Source organism: Streptomyces sp. SAS_281 (genome assembly GCF_052542855.1).
This window is the reverse complement of record NZ_JBMNDO010000014.1, coordinates 70,450-91,535: the sequence shown is the minus strand read 5'-3', so window position 1 is coordinate 91,535 and position 21,086 is coordinate 70,450. Positions and strand designations below refer to the sequence as shown.

Annotated in this window: 18 protein-coding genes; 8 read left to right on the top strand and 10 right to left on the bottom strand. The window is 72.9% G+C overall.

The window, feature by feature from the left end; all coding sequences use genetic code 11:
* Positions 1-43 precede the first annotated feature (43 nt).
* Positions 44-1,231, bottom strand: coding sequence for a cellulose-binding domain-containing protein (locus ACN6LM_RS08205; protein WP_445064606.1), 1,188 nt, complete (start codon positions 1,229-1,231; stop codon positions 44-46).
* A 359-nt stretch (positions 1,232-1,590) separates the two neighbouring features.
* Here ACN6LM_RS08205 and ACN6LM_RS08200 point away from each other — a divergent pair, with 359 nt between their 5' ends.
* The 4 genes from ACN6LM_RS08200 (at position 1,591) to ACN6LM_RS08185 (ending at position 7,071) form a co-directional block, all read left to right on the top strand.
* On the top strand, positions 1,591-2,583 hold the full coding sequence (locus ACN6LM_RS08200) for a polysaccharide deacetylase family protein (protein WP_445064605.1): 993 nt from the start codon (positions 1,591-1,593) through the stop codon (positions 2,581-2,583).
* 263 nt (positions 2,584-2,846) lie between these two features.
* Positions 2,847-3,647: a triphosphoribosyl-dephospho-CoA synthase gene (locus ACN6LM_RS08195; RefSeq protein WP_445064604.1), complete on the top strand. Its 801-nt coding sequence runs from the start codon at positions 2,847-2,849 to the stop codon at positions 3,645-3,647.
* 116 nt (positions 3,648-3,763) lie between these two features.
* A complete protein-coding gene (locus tag ACN6LM_RS08190; RefSeq protein WP_445064603.1) occupies positions 3,764-5,482 on the top strand; it encodes a PP2C family protein-serine/threonine phosphatase in 1,719 nt (572 codons plus the stop codon).
* An 80-nt stretch (positions 5,483-5,562) separates the two neighbouring features.
* Positions 5,563-7,071: a DUF4246 domain-containing protein gene (locus ACN6LM_RS08185; RefSeq protein ID WP_445064602.1), complete on the top strand. Its 1,509-nt coding sequence runs from the start codon at positions 5,563-5,565 to the stop codon at positions 7,069-7,071.
* 67 nt (positions 7,072-7,138) lie between these two features.
* Here ACN6LM_RS08185 and ACN6LM_RS08180 read toward each other — a convergent pair whose 3' ends face one another.
* Positions 7,139-7,972, bottom strand: coding sequence for a PIG-L family deacetylase (locus ACN6LM_RS08180; RefSeq protein WP_445064601.1), 834 nt, complete (start codon positions 7,970-7,972; stop codon positions 7,139-7,141).
* A gap of 196 nt (positions 7,973-8,168) precedes the next feature.
* Here ACN6LM_RS08180 and ACN6LM_RS08175 point away from each other — a divergent pair, with 196 nt between their 5' ends.
* On the top strand, positions 8,169-9,038 hold the full coding sequence (locus ACN6LM_RS08175; protein WP_445064600.1) for an alpha/beta fold hydrolase: 870 nt from the start codon (positions 8,169-8,171) through the stop codon (positions 9,036-9,038).
* A 66-nt stretch (positions 9,039-9,104) separates the two neighbouring features.
* Positions 9,105-10,340, top strand: coding sequence for a DUF6357 family protein (locus ACN6LM_RS08170; RefSeq protein WP_445064599.1), 1,236 nt, complete (start codon positions 9,105-9,107; stop codon positions 10,338-10,340).
* A 12-nt stretch (positions 10,341-10,352) separates the two neighbouring features.
* On the opposite strand, the gene ACN6LM_RS08165 is transcribed toward ACN6LM_RS08170, so the two are convergent.
* Together ACN6LM_RS08165 and ACN6LM_RS08160 are read right to left on the bottom strand one after the other, a co-directional pair.
* On the bottom strand, positions 10,353-10,748 hold the full coding sequence (locus ACN6LM_RS08165) for an FKBP-type peptidyl-prolyl cis-trans isomerase (protein WP_445064598.1): 396 nt from the start codon (positions 10,746-10,748) through the stop codon (positions 10,353-10,355).
* A gap of 100 nt (positions 10,749-10,848) precedes the next feature.
* Positions 10,849-12,030 (bottom strand): threonine synthase, encoded by a 1,182-nt coding sequence (locus tag ACN6LM_RS08160; RefSeq protein ID WP_445064597.1) that lies wholly within the window; start codon positions 12,028-12,030, stop codon positions 10,849-10,851.
* 1,159 nt (positions 12,031-13,189) lie between these two features.
* Here ACN6LM_RS08160 and ACN6LM_RS08155 point away from each other — a divergent pair.
* Complete coding sequence (locus ACN6LM_RS08155) at positions 13,190-13,918, top strand: DUF6924 domain-containing protein (RefSeq protein ID WP_445064596.1); 729 nt, start codon at positions 13,190-13,192, stop codon at positions 13,916-13,918.
* A gap of 547 nt (positions 13,919-14,465) precedes the next feature.
* Here the strand turns inward: ACN6LM_RS08155 and ACN6LM_RS08150 are convergent.
* The gene (locus ACN6LM_RS08150; RefSeq protein WP_445064595.1) at positions 14,466-14,804 is read right to left on the bottom strand and encodes an SDR family NAD(P)-dependent oxidoreductase; all 339 of its coding nucleotides are present in this window, start codon (positions 14,802-14,804) and stop codon (positions 14,466-14,468) included.
* Between ACN6LM_RS08150 and ACN6LM_RS08145 the strand changes: the two genes are divergently transcribed.
* The gene (locus ACN6LM_RS08145) at positions 14,803-15,033 is read left to right on the top strand and encodes a hypothetical protein (RefSeq protein ID WP_445064594.1); all 231 of its coding nucleotides are present in this window, start codon (positions 14,803-14,805) and stop codon (positions 15,031-15,033) included. The two genes, ACN6LM_RS08150 and ACN6LM_RS08145, sit on opposite strands and share 2 nt — an antisense overlap.
* Before the next feature lie 144 nt (positions 15,034-15,177).
* On the opposite strand, the gene ACN6LM_RS08140 is transcribed toward ACN6LM_RS08145, so the two are convergent.
* From ACN6LM_RS08140 to ACN6LM_RS08120, 5 genes are read right to left on the bottom strand one after another with little or no spacing between them, the layout of a single operon-like run.
* Positions 15,178-16,737, bottom strand: coding sequence for a DUF885 family protein (locus tag ACN6LM_RS08140; protein ID WP_445064593.1), 1,560 nt, complete (start codon positions 16,735-16,737; stop codon positions 15,178-15,180).
* On the bottom strand, positions 16,737-17,936 hold the full coding sequence (locus ACN6LM_RS08135; protein WP_445064592.1) for an ATP-grasp domain-containing protein: 1,200 nt from the start codon (positions 17,934-17,936) through the stop codon (positions 16,737-16,739). Before ACN6LM_RS08135 ends, ACN6LM_RS08140 begins: the two co-directional genes overlap by 1 nt.
* Positions 17,937-17,944: 8 nt before the next feature.
* Entirely contained in the window at positions 17,945-19,327 is a 1,383-nt protein-coding gene (locus ACN6LM_RS08130; protein ID WP_445064591.1) for an MFS transporter, read from the bottom strand.
* 13 nt (positions 19,328-19,340) lie between these two features.
* Positions 19,341-19,883, bottom strand: coding sequence for a cupin domain-containing protein (locus ACN6LM_RS08125; RefSeq protein ID WP_445064590.1), 543 nt, complete (start codon positions 19,881-19,883; stop codon positions 19,341-19,343).
* A complete protein-coding gene (locus ACN6LM_RS08120) occupies positions 19,880-21,085 on the bottom strand; it encodes an ATP-grasp domain-containing protein (RefSeq protein WP_445064589.1) in 1,206 nt (401 codons plus the stop codon). Before ACN6LM_RS08120 ends, ACN6LM_RS08125 begins: the two co-directional genes overlap by 4 nt.
* Position 21,086: the final 1 nt, after the last annotated feature.

Here is a 21,086-nt window from a genome sequence, read left to right as displayed (position 1 = left end):
CCCCCCCCCCCCCTCCCCCCCCCCCCCCCCCCGCGCCCGCCCGTCAGCAGCCGATCGGCTCGGAGCCGACGGCCACGTCGTCGAACCAGAGGGTGTCGTCGCCGCCCCCGTAGCTCTCCCAGCCCAGCCGCAGGGCGGTGGGCCGGGGCGGGGTGGTCCGCGAGAGCCACTGGTCGTCCACGTCACGCGTGGGTACGCCGTCGGCGTGCAGGCCCGGCACCTGCTCGTCGCCCAGCCAGGTGTCGAGCCCCGGGGCCGAGGTGTCGATTGCGAACCGCAGGCACTGCCAGCTGTCCGTCGGCAGGGGCCTGCTCAGCCCCACCCCGGTCGGGCTCTGCGCCGGGAGCGTCGCGTCGTCGGTCTCCCGGTTCCACTGGAGCGCCCCGTTCTGCCCGCCGATCCGCAGGGCCTTGCCGCCCTGGGAGCTGTCCGGCATCGACACGAAGGCGACGTGCGCCGCCGGGAGCGCGGTGGTGTGCCGTACCCACATGCGGACGTGCAGCACGGGACCCACCGCCGACAGATCGGCGGAGGAGGCCACAAAGGCGTGGTTGCAGTAGCCGGCCTTCCCGTCGAGCCTCAGCGAGCGCGTGCCGCTGTGCGCGGTCCGGGTGTCCACGGCGGCCGTCCCGGTGCCCTGGCAGTCGGGCGCGGTGAAGTGCCAGTTCCCGGCGGGGGCCGGCCCGGCCTGGTCCTCGAAGTCGTCGCAGACGACCGCGTCACCGCACTCGGCGGAGGGCGGTGTGGTGGGAGGCGGCGTGGTGGGGGGCGGCGTGGTCGGGGGCGTGGTGCCGTCGCCGCCGCACGAGACGCCGTTGAGGGCGAAGTCGGCGGGCGCGGGCCCGCCCGACTGCGAGGTCCCCTGCACCCCGAAGGAGACGGTGCCTCCTTCGGCCACCGCCCCGTTCCAGGCCGTGCTGACGGCGGTCACGGCGTGGCCGGTCTGCGTGACGGTGGCGTTCCAACCGGAGGTGACGTGCTGGTCACCGGCGTACGTCCAGGTCAGGCGCCAGTCGCTGAGCGCCGGGCCCTCGTTGGTGACGCGGACCTCGGCGGTGTAGCCGCCGGTCCACTCGTTGGCGGTGTAGTCCACCTGGCACCCGGAGGCGGACTCCGCCGCCGCGGCCGGTCCACCGGCGGGCATGGCGACGAAGAGCGACAGGGCCAGCGCGATGACGGAGCCGGCCGCCGTCCAGGGTCTGCGCGGTAAGCGGCGGGGGTGGATGGTCATGTGCGCCTCCTCGGGGCGTGGGGAAGTCAGTGGGAGCGCTCCCATGTATGACAGCGACTTGACGGCACACTGTCAATACGTCGGCGGGCGCGGACTTCCGAGGATTCGAAAGTTTCGCCATGCGAGCCCCTGCCGCAACGCTCACCCAGCTCCACGAACCTCCGCGGCCCCCCGATGGACAGCCCCATACGCCACTGACGTGCACGGTTGAGGCCCGGACGCGATCAGTGCGGGACCGAAGCTTTCGAAACACTTGCCGAAACTATTGACAGTCACCGGAGGCGGCCCAAAAACTCCGTGCTCAGGCCCGGCCGCACCGCCCGTGCGGCCGGAACCCCCTTCCCCTGGAGGACCCCCTCATGCGTCTCCGCTTCCACCGCCGCCCGGCCGCCCTGGCGGCGGGGCTCGTGCTCGCCGCGGCGAGTTCCCTGGGTCTGACCGCCACGGCCGCCGCCCCGGCCCAGGCCGCCACCTGCAACGGTTACGTGGGCCTGACGTTCGACGACGGCCCGTCCAACGACCACACCCCCGCCCTGCTCAACGCCCTCAAGCAGAACGGCCTGCGGGCCACGATGTTCAACGAGGGCCAGTTCGCCGCCTCGTACCCGGCACAGGTGAAGGCCCAGGTCGACGCGGGCATGTGGGTCGGCAACCACAGCTACACCCACCCCCACCTCACCCAGCAGAGCCAGGCCCAGATCGACTCGGAGCTCTCGCGGACCCAGCAGGCCATCGCGAACGCCGGCGGCGGCACGCCGAAGCTGTTCCGGCCGCCGTACGGGGAGACCAACGCCACTCTCAAGGCCGTCGAGGCCAAGTACGGGCTCACGGAGGTGATCTGGGACGTCGACTCGCAGGACTGGAACGGGGCGAGTACCGACGCGATCGTCCAGGCCGTGTCACGCCTCTCCAGCGGCCAGGTCATCCTGATGCACGAGTGGCCCGCCAACACCCTGGCCGCCATCCCGCGCATCGCCCAGTCGCTGGCCTCCCGGGGCCTGTGCTCGGGCATGATCTCGCCGCAGACCGGTCGGGCCGTCGCACCCGACGGCAGCAGCGGCGGAGGCGACGGCGGCGGGAACACCGGCGGCTGCACGGCCACCCTGTCCGCCGGCCAGAGCTGGGGCGACCGCTACAACCTCAACGTCGCCGTCACGGGCTCGTCCAACTGGACGGTGACCCTGCGCCTCCCCTCCCCGGAGAGGGTCCTCACCACCTGGAACATCAGCGCCTCCTACCCCAGCGCCCAGGTGCTGACCGCGAAGCCCAACGGCAGCGGCAACAACTGGGGCCTGACGATCCAGACCAACGGCACCTGGACCTGGCCCACGGTCTCCTGCGCCACGGGCTGACACCGGCCCGCCGCTGGGCGGTGCGAGGGCCGTCACCGGGGCCGCGGGGCCGTCACCGTCGGGGCGCGGGACCGGCGGGAGACGCGCGGGGCCGGCGGGTGACGCACAGGGACGGGGCGGGAAGGCGGCAGCCGGAGCCAATCACTTATGCGGCTCTTATGGCCTTTCGTCCCGGTTCTCCCGCCGGGGCGCGGGCATCACCCTGTGAGCCCGGCCCCGTGCCGGGTCCGTCCGACCCGCACCGCCCAGTGGAAGCGATACGCATGCCCTCTCAGCACCTGCCCCGGATCGACGCGGACGGCCTCGCGGACCTCGCCGTCGCGGCCTTCACCCGCGAGGTGTTCCTCACGCCCAAGCCGGGACTGCCGGACTGCCGCACCGCGCAGACCCCCGCCAACTCGGTGTTCTCCTCGCTCGTCGATGTCGGGGTGCGGCTCCACGGGCCGCTGCGCGCGGCCGCCCGTGCCGGCGCCGGCACGGACATCGGCCGGCTCGCCGCCGCCTGCCGCGCGGCCCAGGATGTGGTGCCGCACACCGCGTCCCTGAACGGATTCGACGTCGCGGCCCGCGCGCTGTGCCTGCTGACCGCCGCATGGGCGCAGGGCGCCGCCGGCCACCGGGACGCCTGCGCGCGGGCCCTCGCCCTCGATGAGCGGGTGGAGCCGTCGGGCGACTTCCGGGACAGCTACCGGCTGCTGTCGGGCCGCACCAAGTGGCGCGGTCTCACCGCCACCGAGGCGGCGCTCTCCGCCGTGCGCGAGGCCCGGACGCGGGGCGTCGCCGAGGAGACCGCGCAGCTCGACGCGCTGCTGACGCTGATGGCGGACACGGACGACGAGCGGGTCGTACGCGACAAGGGGCCCCTGGCGCTGCGAATGGTCCAGGAGGACGCCGCCGGGGTCCTGGCCGCCGGTGGGGCCGGCATGCCCGAGGGGCGCCGGCGGCTGACCGATCTGGACGAGCAGTTGACCCGGTACGCGATCTGCCCGGCGACCAGTGGCGCGCTGCTCACCGTGGTGCTCTTCCTGGACTCGGTGGACAGCCGGCCGCTCGCCGCCGCCTGAGCCGAGCCCGCCGGCCGGGGCGCCGCCGCCACCCGGCGTACACCGAGTGGCGCTCCCGGCCCCCCGCCCCGATGCTGTTCCGGCGCCGCCCGTACACCCGCACCGAGAGGCACGACATGCCTGTGGACCCACCTCCTCCCGCGGGCGGCGCACGCGCGCGTCTGGAACTGCAGGCGATCCGGGCGCTGCTGGACGCACAGCGCCGGCGCGTCACCCGGTACGCCGAGCGTTACGGGGCCCCGGCGCCCGCGGCTGTCGTGCCCCCGGCCGCGCAAGCCGTCGCCACTTCCCCGCCCTCGGGTCAGGAGGTGCTCGAAGCCCTCCCGGTGGCGGCTCTGCTGCTGGCCCCGGAGTTCGACGAGGACGGCGAGGTCCGTGAGGTCGTCCTTCTCGCCCGCAACGCCACGGCCCGCGCCTACGCGGCCTCCCGCTTCCCCGACGAGGCCATGCCCCCGTGGACCGGACCGGTGCCCCTGTTCGAGCGCGTCCCCTCCCTGGCCGCCACGGCGATCCCGCACATGCTGGCCGAGGCGCACCGCCAGGGCGTGCCGCAGCAGAGCGACGCGGTGGAATGGCTGGTGAACACGCGCACAGGGCCGGTGCGGTTCAGCGCGGAGGTGCGGATCGCGCCCTGCGGCGACCACTTCCTGCTCACCTGGGAGCCGGGCGGCCGGCTCAGCATGGCCGGCGCGGCCCAGCAGTTGGTGCGCACGTGCTGGGCGGAGTGGAATCTCGCCGACGACTGCATCCAGCCGTCCCGGGGCTTCCGCAAGGTGCTGGGCCTGGCGGACAACGCCCCGGTGCCCACCCTGTCCGATCTGGCCGCCGCCACCACACCGGACTGCCTCCCCACGCTGTATCAGGCGTTGTACGACGTGCTCCTGCGCAAGCGCGTCACCCAGTGCGAGCTGCGCCTCCGTGGCAGCGAGCGCGTCTTCCGGATGGTCGCCGAGCCCGTCCGCATCGTGCCCGGCGGCCTGGTGTGGGCCCTGCGGGCCGTCCTGATCGACGTCACCACGGACCGGCGCAGACGGGAGGCGGCGCAGCGGGCCGAGCGCGACGCGCGCATCGAGCACGAGCGCGCCGAGGCCGTCGCGGAGGTGGCCGGTGTCCTGCGTGACGCGGTGCTGCCGCACTTCCAGGACGAGCTGGACGGCTACGGTCTGGAGGCGGCGGCCGCCTACCGCCCGGAGGCGCCCGGGGCCGGGGTCGGCGGTGACTGGTACAAGGCCCGCGGGCTGCCCGACGGGCGCCTGCTGCTGGCGCTGGGCGATGCCCGGGGCCACGGCCTCGCGGCGGTCACCCTGATGGCCAAACTCCGCTACGCGCTCGCGGGGCTCGCGTACACCTCGGAGCCCGTGGAGAAGCTGACGCAGTGGCTCAACGAGGTGGCCTGCGCGGAGGGCAGGGAGTCCACCGCCACCGCGATCATCGCCCGCTACCACCCCGAGCGCACCCTGCTCCGCTGGACCTGCGCCGGGCATCCCCGCCCGGTGCTGCTGCGTGACGGCCGCGCCGGTCAGCTGCCGGCGCCCTCCGGCGGGCCCGGGCTCACCCTGGGGGTTCTCCCGGGGACGTCGTACAACGCCACCGAGACGACGCTGGAGACCGGGGACATCGTCCTGATGTACTCGGACGGGCTGACCGAACGCCGCCCGGCCGACCCCGAGAAGGACACGCTCCGCTTCCTCGACGCGGCCGAGCACTGCTTCCGGGAGGCCGCGCCGGGTACCGGCCACGCCGGGCTCCAGGACTACGTCGAACGGCTGGTGGCCCGCCTGAACGGCCCGCACCGCACCGACGACGCGACGCTCCTGGCCCTGCGACGGCGCTGACCCGTGCCGGGCCGGTGGTTGTGTCAGTGGGCTCCCGTAGTCTTCCGGCCACCACTCACCGCCCGGAAGGACCGAGAAAGTTGACTGGCCTGTCCCCCTTTCCGCTGCCGTTCCACACCTCCCGTTCCCGGTCGTGCGCCGAACCCCGGACCGTGCGCGAACTGGAGATGATCGCGTGCAGCGCGCACCTTCGGGCGAAGCCGGGATGGTTCGAGAAGATGCACGACACCGCCATAGCCGCCAAGTGGACACGGGAAGCCGTGGACCAGGGCATGACGGAGGCGCAGGTGCGCCATGTGCTGGCCGAGCTCGCGCACTACGCACAGCTGCGGGACGCGCGTACCGGCGTCGAGGTGTCCGCCGTCGACGGTGTCTGGCAGTCGGACACGCTGATCGACGAGGAACTGCGGTCGCGGCTGCGTGAGGCGGTCCGCGTGCTGGAGGATGTCGCCGAGGACGAGAGGGACTGGCATCCGGGGTCGGACCGACAGGTGCTGGACCTGGTGCATCCCTCACTGTTCTGCCTGGTCCGGGACGTGAGCGGTGGCCCGGAGCGGGCCTGGGAGAACCCGGCGAACCGCGATTCGACGTACGAGTTCTCGGACCGGTTCCAGTGGCTGCCCACGGATGTCGACGTCAGCGCGGACGGCGAGGCCGCCTTCCGTTCGTACGTGAACAACGTCCACCCCGAGGACCACCGGGAGCTGGCCGCCGTCCTGCCGGAGCTGTTCACCCGCATGCTCCCGCTGTGGGAGAACGTGCTCACCGATCTGCGCCGGCCGCTGCCCCCGCGGATCGAGGCCGACCCGTACGGCTGGTACGGCCCGGAGCCGGACTACCCGGACGAGGACGACTACAGCGACAAGGAGGCGTACGAGCAAGCGGTCGAGGCGCACGAGGCGGCCCAGGACGACTGGTACGAGAACCGTCGTCCGGTCGTGCCGGACGCTCCGGACTTCACCCCGCCCGAACCGTGTGACGTGTCCGACCGGGTTGCCCTGCGCGGTCGCCGGCTCCAGGTCATCACCAAGCTGGCGACCATCCACCTGACGCCCGGGAAGCCCGAGTACGCAGGCGGTTCGTGGCACGTCGAGGGGATGCTGAACGAGCGGATCGTCTCGACCGGCATCTACTACTGGGACAGCGAGAACATCACGGAGAGCCGGCTGGCCTTCCGGACCGCGGTCGACGAACCGGAGTACGAGCAGAGCGACTACGACGGCGTCCGCGAGGTGTACGGCCTGGAGAACGAGGGACCGCTCAACCAGGTGCTGGGCTCGGCATCCACCCCGGCCGGCCGCTGCCTGGCCTTCCCCAACGTCCTTCAGCACCGCGTCGGTTCGTTCCGCCTCGCGGACCCGAGCCGTGCCGGGCACCGTAAGATCCTCGCGTTCTTCCTGGTGGACCCTTCGGAGGCGATCGTCTCGACCTCCGATGTGCCTCCGCAGCAGCCCTGGGCCGGGACCTCGACCATGACGCTCGAAGAAGCCAAGACGTACCGCGATGAGCTCATGCGGGAGCGCAAGTTCTTCGTGGACGAGAACAACGGGCAGCTGTTCGAGCGGGAGTTCTTCCTCTGCGAGCACTGAGCACGCCCTCCGGCTCACACCCGGGCAGGGGGTGAGCCGGCAGGACGCGGGCCGAACGGCCCGGGGATCAGCGCAGTCCGGCGAAGAGGTCGTTCTCGGGGACGGGGGCGCCGGTGGTGTCCTGGACACGCACGAAGGTCTCCATTCCCATCAGCTCACCGAACCGCTCCTTGCCCATCTTGAGGAAGAAGATGTTCTCGCCCTGGCTGGCGTGCGCGGCCAGGGAGTCGAACTTCTGGCCGCTGAACGCGGTGGTGTCGACCCAGGTGGTGATCTCGTCGTCGGGCAGTCCGATCTCCGCCATCGCGGCGGCCTCCTCGGGGTCGGGCTCCGGCAGGTCCCCGCCGAACTCACGCATCATCTCCCCGAAACGCTGCATCATCGAGCGCGGTGCCGTCGTCCAGTACACCTTCGGCGTCAGGTCGGTCATCTCCAGGGCGGCCATCGTGATGCGGTTGGCCTGAATGTGGTCGGGGTGGCCGTAGAAGCCGTTCTCGTCATAGGTGACGACCACATCGGGCCGGTAGTGGCGCATCAGCGCGGCGAGCCGCACGGCGCCCTCCTCCACGGGCGTCCCCCAGAAGGAGCCGGGCGCGTCGTTGGCCGGCCAGCCCATCATCCCGGAGTCGGCGTAGTCGAGCGTCTCAAGGTCGCTGATCTTCAGGACCTCGCAACTGGCCTCCAGTTCCCGGCGCCGCATGACGGCGACGGCGGCCGGGTCGTGCCCGGGATCGCCCGGCTTCACGCCTCCCGGCCCGTCACCGCAACCGCCGTCGGTACAGGTCACGAGCACCGTGCGGAAGCCTTCCGCCGCATACCGGGCGAGCACGCCCCCGGTCCCGGTGGCCTCGTCGTCGGGGTGGGCGTGCACGGCCATCAGGGTCAGCGGCCGGTCAGTCATCACACAGTCCTCCAGCGGAATCGGGCATGCGGTACGGGGACGCGACGGACGCGCCCCCGTCGATGCAACCACCAGGACCGGATCCGGTGTTCCCGGCGGGACCGTTCGGCCTGGCCGAAAGCCGTCGCCCGACCTCCCTGGCAGTGACAGAGTCCTCAAGGCGTTGGTGCACACATGTACGGGGAGGGGACGAGACATGGCTGAGGCAGACCTTTCGGCCGGCACGATCGAGTATCTGGACACCGGCGGTGAGGGGCCGGTCGTGGTCCTGCTGCACGGCGTCGCCATGGACGGCTCACTGTGGCGGAACGTGGTGGAGCCGCTGCGATCCGATTTCCGCTGTGTGGTGCCGACGCTGCCGCTGGGCGGTCACCGCCGGCCGATGCGCCCCGGCGCCGACCTCTCGATCGTGGGCGTGGCACGGCTGGTCGCCGAGTTCCTCGACCGGCTCGACCTGCGTGACGTCACGCTGGTGATGAGCGACTGGGGCGGTGCGCAGGCCCTGGTCTCGGAGGGCAGGGACGAGCGGATCGGGCGGCTCGTCATCACGTCGTGCGAGGCGTTCGACAACTTTCCGCCGGGCGTGCCGGGCAGAAACCTCTTCACCTCGGCGAAACTGCCGGGCGGCATCAACCTCGCCTTCAGGCTGCTGAAGCTGAAGCCGCTGCGCCGGCTGCCCATGACCTGGGGCTGGATGAGCAAGCGACCGGTCCCGCACGAGGTGATGAACGCCTGGTTCACCCCACTCTGGACCTCCAAGGAAATCCGCCGGGACCTGCGCACGTACGTACTGGGCGTCCCTGCGAGGAGCGAACTGCTCGGCTGGGCGGAGAAGTTGCGGGACTTCGACCGGCCCGCCCTCGTGGTGTGGGCGGCGGAGGACAGGGTGATGCCCCCGGAGCACGGGCGCAGGCTCGCCGAGCTCCTGCCCAAGGGCCGGCTTGTGGAGATCGAGGACAGCTACACCCTGATCCCCGAGGACCAGCCGGCGGAGCTCAGCGCCCACATCCGGTCCTTCCTGCTGGACGGCGGGGATGCCTCCGTCCAGGGCGTGTTTCGAAAGTAGCGCCGCCCGGCAGGCGGGACTTTCGAAACACGCCCTGGGGCCGGGCCCGTGAGGAAGACTGGCGGCATGAGCGAGGTCGTTTTCACCCGCGGGAGCGGCTGGATCCCGCGCGTGGTCCGCGAGGACGGTGTGCTGAAGCTGACGCTCGGGGCCGGGGCGGATGCCAATCACGAGCCCCGTACGTTCTCCTTCCCGATCGGGGAGGAGCATCTCGCGGTGATCCGGGAGGACCTGGGCCGGCATCTGCTGCTGTGGAGTGCGGTGCTGCCGCTGTGCGATGCCGCCGGGACGCGGGGCCGACTGGATGAGGACGCCGCCGTCGCGCTCCTGGACCCCGTCCTGCTCGCCGCGCCCGCCGATGTCGACGCGTCTTTCCGGCGCATCCCCTGGGACAAGGGCCGGCTGGTCGCGCACGGGGCCGGCGTCGACTTGCTGCAACGGGGCCAGGTCTGCGCGGCGATGCGCACGGCGACGGAGGCGTCCGACACGAAACGGGCCCAGGAGTACCGCGCCGAACGCCGTCGCGCCGAGCGCGGCACCGTACTCGGTCCACTCGACGCGGCGGTCCTGAGGTACACGGGCCAGTACCTGCACGGTGCGACGATCCCGAGGCGGCTGCCCGACGCGGTCGCCGCCGCGCTGCTGCCCGAGGTCATGCGGGTGATCGCCACCGCGGAACACGCGTGCGACGGCCTGCGGATCGGCCGCGATCCACGACGGGGCAGGCGTGGCACGGACAAGCGGGACTGGGAGCGGATGGCGACGACGGTCGAGACGGCCGTACGCCGGGCGCACCCGGGGCTCGCCGACGACGCGGTGCGCACTGTGGCCTTCCTGATGTGCTCGGAGGCCGTCGACCGCGCCGGGAGCACCCCCCTGGAAGCGTACGAGGAGGCCGCCGACGGCTGTACGGTCCTGTCGTTCACCGACGACAAGGGCGCCGAGAAGACCTGGCGCCCGGGCGGTACCCGTCTCGCCGCAGTGGAGTTCTGGGAGTTCGTCGAGGATCGTGTCGCGGCGGGCAACGAGGTCTTCACCATCGAGGACGAGGAGAAGGGCGAAGGGATCCAGGTCCACTTCTACGCGGATTCCGTCGCCCGGATCACGACCGTGCGCGAGGGCCGGGGCGGGGCGGGTCCGGAGTACCGGGTCGAGTACAGCCTGGTCGACGGGATGAGCGGCTACCGGAGCCTGGTGAGCGCCTTCGTCCGTGGCGGCTGCGCGGCGCTCGACGGGCTGGGTCCGTGGATCCTGGACCATGCCGAGTTCGAGCGCGCGCGTCGGCGGCGGGGCGGCCGGTAGAGCGTGCCGAGCTCAGACCGAGCCGCCCGGCCCCACCACCGTGAGCAGGTCCACCACGAAGACCAGGGTCGAGTTCGGCGGGATGAAGGCGGAGGGTGACTGCTTGCCGTACCCGAGTCGCGGAGGAACGGTGATCTCGCGCCGGCCGCCGGCCCTCATGCCCCGTACGCCCCGGTCCAGGCCCTTGATGGCCTTGCCGCCGCCCACGGCGAACTTGAACGGTTGGTCCTGTTCCCAGGAGGAGTCGAACTCCCTCCCGGTCGCGAATGCGACCCCCACGTAGTGGACCTGGATCACCCTGCCCGGCAGCGCCTCCGGCCCCTCCCCCACCACCAGGTCGCGGGTCGTCAACTCGGTGGGGGCGGGGCCCTCCGGTACCTCGACCTCGGGCTTGGCCGGTTCGTTCATCGTGGATCCCCTGCTTGTCGGCGCGTCTGCTTCGTGCGGTTGTGGACGGTCGCCCGCGAAACGCCGAACCGGCCGGCGATGAGCTGGGCGGAGCCGCGGGTCATCGTGTGCTGCCCGCCTCCCGGGCGTCAGCGGGGCCGGCGAACACCGCGGCCATCTTCTCGGCGGACTTGAGGCCCGCGCCGGTGAGCACGACGACGGTCGTCTCGTCCGGAGCGATCTCACCGGAGGCGATGAAGTGGTCGAGGGTCGCCGCGGCGACACTGCTGGTGGGCTCGGCGTACAGGCCGCGCGCGCTCAGGGCGCGGACGGCGGCGTGGATCTCCGCCTCGGGCACGGCGTACGCGGCTCCGCCGGAGCGGCGGACGGCCGCCACCGCCTCCGGCAGCCGGACCGGTCGGGCGATGGACGCGCCCTCGGCGATCGTCGGCACCCGCTCGCCGCGCGAGCCCGGGGCAATGCCGTTGAGCGTGTCGGCGATGGTCGCCCAGTGCTCGGGCTGCCCGACGAAGAGGCGCGGGCGCCTCTCGATCTGTCCGGCGGCGAGCAGTTCACCGAACGCGAGGTCGCAGCCGATGACGTTGCTGCCGGCGCCGGCCACGAGGACCACGTTGTCGGGCGCGGTGAAGCCCAGGGACTCCCACATCTCGTAGGCGACGGTCTTGGTGCCCTGGAGGAACATGGGGTGCCAGTTGTGGCTGGCGTAGGGAATCCGCCGCGACTGCCGGATCGCCTCCTCCGAGACCTCGTCGCGGGTGCCTTCCACGAGCTCGATCTCGGCCCCGTACGCCCGGGCCTGGAGGACCTTGGCCGCCGAGGTGGCGGCGGGGACGATGATCTTGGCGCGGATCCCGGCAGCGGCGGCGTACGCGGCCACCGCGGAACCGCCGTTCCCCGAGCTGTCCTCCAGCACACGGTCGACGCCGTGCGCCACGAGGTGGGAGATCATCACGGACACTCCCCGGTCCTTGAAGCTGGAGGTCGGGTTGAACCACTCCAGCTTGAAGTGGACCCGCCGCCCGGCCCAGTCGACCGGAATCATCGGCGTGCAGCCCTCTCCCAGGCTCACCCGCCGGTCGGCCGGAACGGGAAGGGCGGCCCGGTAGCGCCAGAGGGACCGCTCGGCGGTGTCGATCTGCTCCTGCCGCAGCCCCGTCAGCGCTGTGACGGCAAGGGGACCCCCGTCGTCGCCCCGCCAGCGCGGATCATCCAGCGGGTAGCGCCGGCCGGACCGGTCGCAGAGGACGGGGGTGTCACCGTCTGAAGGCTGTTCGTCGGTCATGGGCAATCCCGGCTTCCCTCGCACGCGCGCGCCCCGGACCAGACGCGTCATCCAAGTATGAACAGCCCGTCCGACGCCCACGTACGCGAGCCGCCCCCGGAAAGGCCCCCGGTCACCCCAGAAAGCTCAACCGCACCTGCCGCTCCGCGTTATCGACGTTCGTGTCGACCAACCTCCGTTAAGACAACCGTCACGTTATCCGGTCGCGCCCCCACGAATCGGTCGTCGAAGGCCTTCGCATGGCGGACATCACATATGTCCGCACCTGGTCCGGTTGGGCATAGGTGGCGTTCGTCCTGGACGTGTACGCGCGGATGATCGTCGGCTGGTAGGTCGCGAACCACATGCGAACGGAACTGCCGCTGGAAGCGACTCACCCACCCTGTGCCGCTCTGGGACGCGGCGCCCGCGGCTGCCATCACCCGGGACTCGTATCCAGTCAAGGAAGGGAAGACGCGACGGACAGTGGCCCGCGAGCAGGACGGATGGCTGCGGGTCTGCGAGTACGGGAAGGGCGGGGGTAGGAGCTACGCGCTGACCCGTCCGCTGGTCGACTGGTTCGAACAGGAAGACACCGTGCTCACCTGGCGCCGGCACCTGGCGGGTGGTTCGAAATCCAAGAGCTTGATGCTGTGCCTGGTCGACTCCGCCGGGGCCGTCCTGTGGCACGAGGGCACCCAACGCCCGCATGGACCGCTCCCTCTGGGAGAGCCCTACGCGTACGGTGGGCCCGCGTTGGAGGCGAGGGCGGCTGCGCAACCAGTCCCTGACGTCTCCCGCCGGTACGCACACCCTGGCTCACCAGGGCAACGGCGACCTGACTCTGTACTGCCACACCGAGCGCCGCGCCATGTGGTCGACCGGCACGGGTTGGGTGGACGGGGGATGGGCCGAGCTCTCCGAGGATGGTGTTCTCTCGGTCCGCAACACCCATGGTGTCTTGGTGTGGAGTTCCGGCCCGTCAGGTTCTGGGGCTCGCCGGCTCGTGGTCGGTGATGACGGCCGTGCCGAACTGCGTGACGTGGACGGCCGGTCGGTATGGTCCACAGGCACACACACGGCGTGCCATGGCCCCACAGCCGACGCCCCGCGGGGTGCCGTGCTGCACCGAGGACAGACGCTCGGACGGCACTCCCTCACCTCCCCCGACGGAAGCACCGTGCTCGGACACTGGGACGAACACCGCCTCGTGCTGTTCGGAGCCGACCAGACCTGGCTCTGGTGCGCGCACCTCGGCGAATCGGCCGAGCCCGGACTGCGGCTCGACGAGGACGGCATGCTGCGCGTTCTGGGCGACGACCGCCCACCGCTGGGCGGACCGGCTGACGAACTGCGAGTCGAGGAGGGCGGAGTGGTCCTGTGCCGCGCCGACGGCACCATCGTCTGGCGCGACGGTGAGGCAGTGGCCGAGCACGCCGCCGCCCCGAACCCGCCCGCACGGGGAGGACTCGTGAAGAGCCTGCCGGACACGGACGAGACCATGCTGATCCGCACCGACTTCTCCGATCCGACCGCTTGGCAAGCCCTGCTCACGACCGTCATGACACCGAACCGGGACGGCTTCCTCGCGAACGTCCACCCAGTGGATGATCTCGCCTATCGCGACCTGACGACCCCACAGATCCTCTCGGCCGCAAGCGAGCTGGACACCGGCCTTCTCATCGTGGCCGACAAGACCGCGCTCACATCTCCGGCGATGCCGCTGCTGGCCCTCCTGCTCTCCGACGAGAACGACGAAAGCGGGGAGAGCGAGGCCCGGCAGACGCACGGCCGGCTCAGAGTCGTAGCCGCAGAACTGTGGTCGGTCGAGAACAACATTTCCCTCGCCAACATGGATTGGGAGGACTTCGAGAACGCCGCCCACGACGGTGTCTTCCGGGGCTTCTGACCCTGGCAGGACCGATGTCGGCTCCCTGCGCGAGGACCAGCGCGTGCGGGAAGCGGTGGAGGCTCAAGGCGATGGTTCGGAACCCGCGCACCGGGGTGGATGACCAGCTGTCGCAGCAGGCGTGCACCCCGCCTCCGAGGTCCGCCTGGTCCGACAGACGGCCGAGATGAGGGTGTTTCACGCTGAGGACGCAGCGATCGGTCGGTGGGGTGCCCGCTCCGCGGTCCACGCCCTGAGGACTTCCTCTCTCGTAACCCTTCGGACCGAGGTCTCCTTTGTGGAGAACTGTCGGCGCGGCCCTCCCTTGTGTGCTGGCCCTTCACCGTCACGGGCTGTCGGCCAGGGGCCCACTCAGGTGCTCTCGTTCCCGGGGGAATTGCAACACCGGTGATCGGCGACGGGCACTCACCAGGCGGCCACGTCCGCCCCGCTCGCCCCTGACCCGACGCCCCGATATCACGTCATGGCTGAAGTGCTCGGCGATGGCCGCGAGCACCTTCGGGTCCATGAGGCGCCCCTTTCGTATAGGCCGGGTGGTACGGGCAGGTCAGGCGGCTTCGTGCTTGAGGGCGGGGCCGAGGAGGAGTCCGCCGTCGATGACGAACTCCGAGCCGGTGGCGAAGGAAGCCTCGTCGGAAGTGAGGAAGAGCAGCAGGGCCTGGGTGATGTCTGCGGGCTCTCCAAGGCGGGGGATGGCGAACGGCTCGGCCGAGTAGAAGTCGGAGATGGGGGCGTCGCTGCCGACGGCGGGCTCAGTGATGAACGGGGTGGCGATCACGCCGGGATGGATGGCGTTGACGCGGATGCGGTCGCGGCCCAGTTCCAGGGCGGCCGTCTTTGTGAGGCCCCGGAGTGCCCACTTGCTCGCTACGTAGGGGGCGTACATGCCGGCCCTGACGACGCTGATGCTGGACACGGTCGCCGCCGAACGGGCCGTTACGGCGGGGGCGTTGCTCAACACCCGCCGTCAGGCGGGCGGAGCGCTCAGCATCGCCGTCTTCGGCGCCCTGCTCGCCGGTGACTTCGCCTCGGGCATGCGCGAGAGCCTGCTGCTCGCGGCCGGCCTGCTGCTGGTCGTGGCGGTGGGCGCGGGGACGCTGCTGCCCAGGCGCTGACCGGGCGTTGACCCGGGTGCGGGCCCAGGCGCTGACCCGGGCGCGGGCCTCCCCCTGACGCGCGCGCCCCGCACCCCCCAGTCCCCCGGCGGCCGGAAATCCTCCGTACGGTCGCCGGGTTCCGCTGCGCCCGGTTGTGGTCGTCTACGGCGCCTGCGCCGCGCCCCCGCGCGGGGCGAGGTCGCCCACGACCGCCCTCTCCAGCAGGCCGATCGGGGGCATGCCGAGGGACAGCAGCGCGTCGTGGAAGCGGCGGTGGGTGTAGCGGTGGCCCCAGCCGGTGCGTGCCAGGGCACGCACCCGCAGGATCTCCGACTTGCCCAGGGTGTAGCGGCCGTACGTGGGCTCGACCGCGCCCCGCAGGGCCTCGGCGCGGGCGGAGCGGCCCCGCAGGAACGCGTCCGCCTCGAAGCGCGCGGTGGCCTCCTCGGTGGTCAGGGCGCCGGTGTGCAGGCCGATGGCGCAGGTCAGGCGGGTGACGCGGAGCAGTGCTTCGAGGGCGGTGCCGACGACGTAGCGCGGGTCGTGGTCCCGGAAGCCCTCCTCGGCGTACAACTCCTCCGCGTAGTGCGCCCAGCCCTCGACGAAGGCCGGGGACTCCAGGGACCTGCGCACGTCGCTGGTGAGGGCGCGCAGGGCGCGGCCATGGGCGTAGTGGCCCGGGGTGACCTCGTGGACCGTGATGGCGGGCAGTGAGGTGGAGCTGAAGACCGCGAGCCATTCGGCGGCCTCGTGCGGCGGCCAGCCGGGGTCGGGCGGTACGACGTAGTACCAGCTGGGCGCGTCCTGTTCGTACGGCGCCGACCAGGACATCATCGCCTGCGCGTAGGCGCGCGAGGCCGGGGCGGGGCCCACCTCGCACCGGCCGCCCGGGTCCGCGATCAGGTCGCGCGCGACCGCGAAGCCGGTGACCTCGCCGAGCAGCGCCCGGGCCGCCGTGAACACGCCCTCGGTGGTGGCCGGGTGGTCCGCCAGCAGGGCGGGGACGACATCGCGCACCCGCCCTCCCGGCTCAAGGCGCTCCACCGCGTCCTCCAGCAGGGCCCACAGGCGGGCGCGTTCGGCCTCGGCCGCGGCCGTCAGCGCGCCGGCGTCGTACGTCATGGCCTCGCCCGCGCCCAGCAGGCGCAGGAACACGGCCTCGCCCAGCGCGGCCGACGGGTCGCCCCCGGCCGCCGCCGCCTCGACGTGGGCGACCAGGCGGCGCACCGCCGCCAGGGCGGGCGCGTCGTCGGCCGCGTCCTGCACCAGGCCCCGCAGCGCGGGCAGGGCGGCCAGCGCCACCGGGGCCGGGACCCGGTCGAGCGCGGCCACCGCGTGCTCCACCGCGTCGGGCCAGGCCGCCAGGTGGCGCAGCCGGGCGCGCTGGCGCTCCCCGGCCGGGGCGTACTCCCGGTCGTAGCAGGCCAGGTCCATGGCGGCCAGGTGGAGCAGCGGGTCGCGGCGGTGCAGCAGGGCCTCGCCGAAGCGGGCGCGCAGGCCGTCCTCGTGGACCGCGAGCACCTCGGCGTCGAAGGGGTCGGCCGGGAGCGGGCCGGTGCCGAGGCGGGCGAGGGCCGCGGACACTCCGGCGGGCGACAGGTCCTGGAGGACGCCGTCGTACTCGTGCAGCCCCGCGTACTCGCGGGCGCGGGCGTGGTCGAGTTCGACGGCCGCCCTGACCCGGGCGTCCCGCAGGCCCGGCGCGGCCGTACCGCCCGCCATCAGGGCGCGCCGAGGCGCGTCGCCACCCGCAGCGTGCTGCGCACGTCGTCGAGGGCGGCCTCGAGCGAGCCGGGGTCGGGGGCCGAGAGCAGCACATGGCCGACGCGCTCGACGGAGGAGCGGGCCGGGGCGACCGCGTCCCCGGGTGCCGCCGTCACCCGCGCCGCCACGACGTGCGGGTGGGCCAGCACCTCGTCGAGGCCGCGGATCTCGGTGACGGTGCCGGGGCGGGCCGCGGGCAGGTAGCTTGCGGTGCGGCGCAGCGGGGCGGCCGGGGGGCCCGGCAGGTCGGCGCCCAGGGCCAGGCGCACGACCATCTCGTACCAGTCGATGCCGTACGCGTCGCCGAGCAGGACCATCAGGTGGTCGCCCGGCGTGCGCACGGCGACCTCCATGACCGAGGGGCCGCGGGCGGTGAGGCGGAACTCCAGGTGCACGATGCCGGTGCGCATGCCGAGCGCGGCAAGGACCTCGGCGCCCAGCCGGTCGACCGTGGCGCGGGTGGGGGCGTCGACCTCGGTGGCGACGCGGTGCGCGACCTCCACGAAGTACGGCGGGCCCGTGGTCTCCTTGGCGGTGAGGTTGGCGAACCACACCTCGCCGTCGCGGACGAGCGCCTCCCAGCTGTACTCGGGGCCCGCCGCTGCGCGCTCCACGAGGAGCCGGCCCTCGTCGTCCCTGCGGGCCACCACCTCCTCGAACGCGCCCTGGTCCATGACGAGTTCGACGCCCGCGCTGCCCGCGGAGGACAGCGGCTTGACGACGACGGGCAGGTGTTCGGCGGCCCAGTCGCGGCCGTCGCCGAGCCGGTCGGCGACCATGAAGTCGGGCTGGCCGATGCTCGCGGCGGCGAACCGGCCCCGCTGGAGCGCCTTGTTGCGCGACAGGACGGCGGCCCTCAACGAGGGTCCAGGGAGGCCCAGTTCGTCCTGGACGAGGGCGGCGGCCAGGACATGGGGTTCGCTGAAGGCGACCACGCCGTCAGGGCGTGCGTGGCGCACCGCCGCGCTGGCGGCCTCGTACCACAGCTCGTCCGAGCCGCCCCGGCAGACCGTGACATCGTCGGCGACCCCGGCCAGGTCCGCGGCCCTCGGCTCCGTCTCCACGGCGTGGACCCGTACGCCGAGGCGCCGGGCCGCTTCGAGGTAGGGCCGTCCGGTCATGCCCACCCCGACCAGCAGCAGTCTCTGCCCCTCCATGGGATGGATCACCTCTCCTTCGCGATGGTCCCGTGCGGCTCACGCGGCTCGTGAGCCTTGTGTGGCTCAGATGGCTCATGTAGCGCATGTGGCTTTTGTGGTTCATGCGCCGTCGCGGGTGGCTCGGGGGCCGTCTCGTGCGGCTCGTGCGCCTTCCCGGGCGGTTCGGGGGAGCGGATGCCCCGGGCGGCGCCCGCCGCGATCACGACCACCGCCGACCCGGCCACCGCGAAGCCCGCGGCCAGGGCCGCCCAGCCGGTCGTGCCGTTCCCGGCGACCGCCCAGGTGATCAGGGCCGGTCCCACGGCCGACGCGGCGCTGGTGCCCAGCTCGTACACCGACAGGTGGTAGGCGCGCGACTCCGGCGGCGAGAGCGCGTACGACAGGCGCCAGGCGCCGACCGACTGCCAGATCTCGCCCAGCGTGAGCACCAGGGTGGCGGCGGCCACCAGGACCGTCGCCGCGACCGGGCCGACCCGCGCGGTCAGCGCGGTGAGCAGGCAGCAGGCCGCCAGGCACCAGCCCGCCCAGCGCTGGCGCCTGGCGGCGTTGCGCAGGTCGTCGGCGCCGCCGCTCAGGCGCACCTGGAGCAGGATGACCAGGGCGGTGTTGAGGACGACGACGCCGCCGATGACCCAGGTGGGCGCCTCGGTGCGGGTCGCGATCCAGAGCGGGAGCGCGGCGGCGAGCAGCACCGAGTGCAGGAACAGCACCCCGTTGAGGAACGCCAGCGCCAGGAAGCGCGGGTCGCGCACCCGGGTCGGCGCGCGACCGTCGCGGGCGCGCGGGGAGCGGACGTTGGCGGCGGCGGGCAGCCGGGTCAGTACGGCCGCCGCGGCGAAGAAGGTCAGCGCGTCGGCGAGCACCAGTGCGGAGAACGCCGTGGTGTCGTCCAGGGCGAGGACCAGGGAGGCGAGCACCGCGCCCGCGCTGAAGCCGACGTTGCGCACGGAGGCGATCACCGCCATGGTGCGCACCCGGGCCGCGTCGCCCTCGACCGTGCCCACGATGCCCTGCACGATCGGCCCGCCGCCCCACTCGGCGACGCCGATGAGGAAGGCGACGACGTAGAAGACCTCAGGTTCGCGGGCGAAGGGGTAGACGCAGAAGCAGGCGCCGCGCCACAGGTAGAGGGCGACCAGGGCGCGTTTGCCGCCGATGCGGTCGGCGAGGCGGCCGGTGGGCACCATGCCGAGGAACCCGGCCAGGCCGGTCAGGGACAGGCCGATGCCGACCTGCACGGTGGACAGCCCGAGGGCGCGGGTGAAGAAGAGGGCCGATCCGGCGAGGAACAGGCCGGTGCCGAGGGAGTCGACGAGCGAGGCCGCGACGAGCCTGCGGGCGGGGCCGCCCGCAGGCAGCCACGACCGCACCGCTGCCTTGGGGTCCATGGGTCGCCTCCGATCAGCTCTCGCGCTCGGCGCCGATGCCGACGAAGCACATCAGGGCGGCGCTGGTGCCCCGGTTGTGCCAGGTGTGGCGGGTGCCGAGCTGGACGACGCAGGTGCCCGGGGTGACCAGGACCTCTTCGCCGTCATCGAGTTCGAGGTGCAGCTCGCCCTCCAGGCAGACGCCGTAGTCGACGGTGTCGGTGGTGTGCATGCCGGTGCCGCCGGGTTCGAAGACCTCCCACAGGCCCGGCAGCCGCTCGCGGACCTCGGCGGCGTGCTCCTCGGGGTCGCCGGCGGGCGCGGGCGTGGCGGACTGCGGCTCGTAGCGGGCGAACAGCAGCCGGGTGCCGCCGGGTCCGGGGAAGAAGGGCAGGGTCACGGGCGCGGCCGGTCCTTCGCCGACCCGGGCACCGCCGTCCGGCGTCCCCCAGGCCAGGTGGAAGCGCGACCCGGGCCAGGCGGCCACGGTGACGGCGGGCACGGGCCCGTCGCCGGTGACGGCGGAGGTGCCGTCCGCGGTGCGGGACGCCACGATGAGGCGGGGGGTGAGGGTCATCGCGGGTCCTCCCCGGGGGCGACGGTCACCGAGGCGAAGAGGTCGGTGAGGAAGCGTTCGAGTACGGCGGTGGGCGCGGGGCCCACGACGCCTGCGAGCGGGACGTCGGCGTCCGCGTAGGTGACGGCGGTCTTCACCGGTTCGTGCGGGGCGCGCTGCACCCAGCGGTGCACCAGCGGGTCGTCGCGGAAGGGCTTCTCGCCCTCGACGTGGCAGAAGCGCGAGCCCAGGGTGTGGCCGGGGACGACGAACCAGCCGTAGCGGGCGTCGGGGGCCGCGGCGGGTGCGGCGGCCGGGACGGGCGACTCGCCGGTGAGCAGGCGCAGGTGGACCGACGACATGTGCACGCCGGTGGCCAGTTCGAAGGTGTCGGACACGTCCGCTCCCCCGACGCGCGCGCCCACTTCGAGGAAGACCGGGCCGTCGGCGGTCTCGATGGCCTCCAGGTGGAAGGGGCCCTCGGTGATGCCGACCGCGCGCAGGCAGGCCAGCGTGAAGTCGACGGTGGCGGGCGGGGTGTCGACCTGTAGGGAGCCGAGCGGCGCGCCCTGCGCGTAGCCGAGGCAGGTGCCGACGTACCGGCTCGCCTGGACGGCGAGCGGGCGGCCGTCGGCGAGCACGCCGTCGACGTGCACGACGTCCCCTTCGACGAACTCCTCGACCTCGTAGTCGTCGACGTCCACGGCCACGGCCCCGCCGCGCACCGCTTCGAGGGCCTCCCTGGCCGTGGGGTAGGCGGTGACGCCCTCGCTGGACGCGCCCGCGAGCGGCTTGAGGACGGTGCGTCCCGTCCACTCCACCCCGGAGGCGAGGGCGCGGGCCAGCGGGGCGTAGCGCGGGGTGCGCAGGCCCGCGGCGGCGACGGCGGCCTTCATGACGACCTTGTCGCGGGTGGGCAGCACGTCGGCGACGCGCGGGCCGGGGACGCCGAGGGCCTCGCGCACGCGGGCGGCGGGCAGCAGGTCGTACTCGGACAGGGCGACGACGAGGTCGGGGCGCGGCAGGTCGTGGACAGCGGCGACGACCTCGGCCGCGGTGTCGCCGGTGCCGGGGCGTTCGAGGCGCAGGGCGGGGACGTCGGCGGGCAGGGTGGCGGCCCGCTCGGGGGTGCTGACGTAGGTGACCCGGTGGCGGGCGTGGTCGAGGTTGTCCGCGTAGCGCGCGAAGGGGTCGGGCACCCGGTGCATGACGAGGATGTGCACG